Source organism: Rhizobacter sp. P3_B12 (genome assembly GCF_056402895.1).
In genome coordinates this window covers 1-2,220 of the sequence record NZ_JBFUGN010000992.1, presented here as the reverse complement: position 1 = coordinate 2,220, position 2,220 = coordinate 1, and the positions used below count along the sequence as shown (strand labels likewise).

General features: G+C 69.4%; 2 protein-coding genes. One reads left to right on the top strand and one right to left on the bottom strand.

The genetic code is table 11. The features are described from left to right. Positions 1 to 1,397: valine--tRNA ligase (locus tag AC1D01_RS31125; protein WP_477873335.1), on the bottom strand; the 1,397-nt coding region annotated here is incomplete at its 3' end. 106 nt (positions 1,398 to 1,503) lie between these two features. Here AC1D01_RS31125 and AC1D01_RS31120 point away from each other — a divergent pair. Further along, the coding region (locus AC1D01_RS31120) for a PDZ domain-containing protein (protein ID WP_477873333.1) at positions 1,504 to 2,220 on the top strand (717 nt) is incomplete at its 3' end.

Below are 2,220 nucleotides of genomic sequence, written 5' to 3'. Positions count from 1 at the left end.
GACGAGTACCAGGTGTCGAGCACGTCCTCGTCGCGGCGCAGCTCGCCGCTGTAGCCGGCGGCCTTCGCCTTGGTTTTCGCGTCGGCTTCGGTGCGCGCGACGAAGATCTCGCCGCCCGTCCCGTACCAGGCCGGGATCTGGTGGCCCCACCACAGCTGGCGCGAGATGCACCAGTCCTGGATGTTCTTCATCCACTGGTCGTAGGTGTTGACCCAGTTCTCCGGCACGAATTTCACTTCGCCGGAGGCGACGGCGTCGACCGCCTTCTGCGCGATCGACTTGCCATCGGGGCCGGCCTTGCTGACCGCGACGAACCACTGGTCGGTCAGCATCGGCTCGACGATCGCACCGGTGCGGGCGCAGCGCGGCACCATCAGCTTGTGCTTCTTCACCTCGACCAGCAGGCCTTGCGCCTGCAGGTCGGCGACCACCTTCTTGCGGGCGACGAAGCGATCGAGGCCGCGGTACGGGGCGGGCGCGTTGTCGTTGACCTTCGCGTCGAGGTCGAGCACGCCGATCATCGGCAGCTGGTGGCGCAGGCCGACGGCGTAGTCGTTCACGTCATGGGCCGGGGTCACCTTCACGACGCCGGTGCCGAACTCGCGGTCGACGTACTCGTCGGCGATCACCGGGATCGTGCGGTCGCACAGCGGCAGCGTGACCTGCCGGCCGATCAGCGCCTGGTAGCGCTCGTCGTCGGGGTGCACCATCACCGCGGTGTCGCCGAGCATGGTCTCGGGGCGCGTGGTGGCGACGACGATGGAGCCGGATCCGTCGGCCAGCGGGTAGCGGATGTGCCACAGCGAGCCCTCTTCCTCCTCGCTCTCGACCTCGAGGTCGGACACCGCCGATTTCAGCACCGGGTCCCAGCTCACCAGCCGCTTGCCGCGGTAGATCAGGCCCTGCTCGTAGAGCTGCACGAAGGTGTCGGTGACGATCGGCGAGAGCTTCTCGTCCATCGTGAAGTACTCGTGCTGCCAGGCCACCGAGGCGCCCATGCGGCGCATCTGCTGCGTGATGGTCGAGCCCGACTGCTCCTTCCATTCCCACACGCGGGCGACGAAGTTCTTGCGGCCGAGGTCGTGGCGGCTCTGGCCGGCCGCCTCGAGCTGGCGCTCGACGACGATCTGCGTCGCGATGCCGGCGTGGTCGGTGCCCGGCACCCACAGCGTGTTGTCGCCCTTCATGCGGTGCCAGCGGGTCAACGAGTCCATGATGGTCTGGTTGAACGCGTGCCCCATGTGCAGCGTGCCGGTGACGTTGGGCGGCGGCAGCTGGATGCTGAACGAGGGCTTGCTCGCGTCCAGCGTGGGCTCGTACAGGCCCTRCTGCTCCCACAGCGGCGCCCAGCGGGCTTCGATCGGGGCGGGTTCGAACGATTTGGCAAGCTCGGACATGGTGGCGCAGGCTGGGGGCAGGGGGAAGGCGGAATTGTAGGCGGGGGGCACCTGCTGCTATGGTGGCGGGGATCCCCGCACTGATGCGGCAACCGGGAGAGCCACCATGCGACCCCTGCCCACGAAGCTGTTCGCCTCCGCCAGCCTGGCCCTGCTGACCGTGCTCGCCGGCTGCGGCGGCAACGACGACGGCCTGCCGCTGAACGGCGGCGCCCCCAGCTGCGACCTCGGCACCCAGAAGACCTGGCTGCGCGGCTACATGGCCGACTGGTACTACTGGAGCGGCAGCTCGCCGAGCCCCGATCCCGGCCCCTACGCGAGCGTGCCGGACTACTTCGACGCCTTGCTGTTCACCGGCGCCGCGCCGGTGCCGGCCGACCGCTGGAGCTACATCGAGAGCAGCGCGTCGTACAACCAGTTCTATGGCGACGGCCGCACGCTCGGCTACGGCGTCTCGGTCAACGGGCTGGAGCTGCAGTTGCCGCTGAAGGTGCGCTACGTCGAGCCGCTGTCGCCGGCCGCCACCGCCGGGCTGCTGCGTGGCGACGTGATCAGCTCGGTCAACGGCCGCAGCGCCGCCGAGCTGGTGGCGGCCGACGATTTCTCGGCGCTGACGCCGGCGCAGGCCGGCGACGTGCTGACGCTGGTGATCGATGCGCCGGCCGGGCCGAAGACCGTCACGGTGACGGCCGGCACCTATGCGCTGACGCCGGTGCCGGTGACGCGGCTGCTGACGCTCGCGAACGGCACGAAGGCCGGCTACCTGGTGCTGAAGGACTTCCTCACGCAGGCCGAGGATCCGCTGATCGACGCGGTGGCGCAG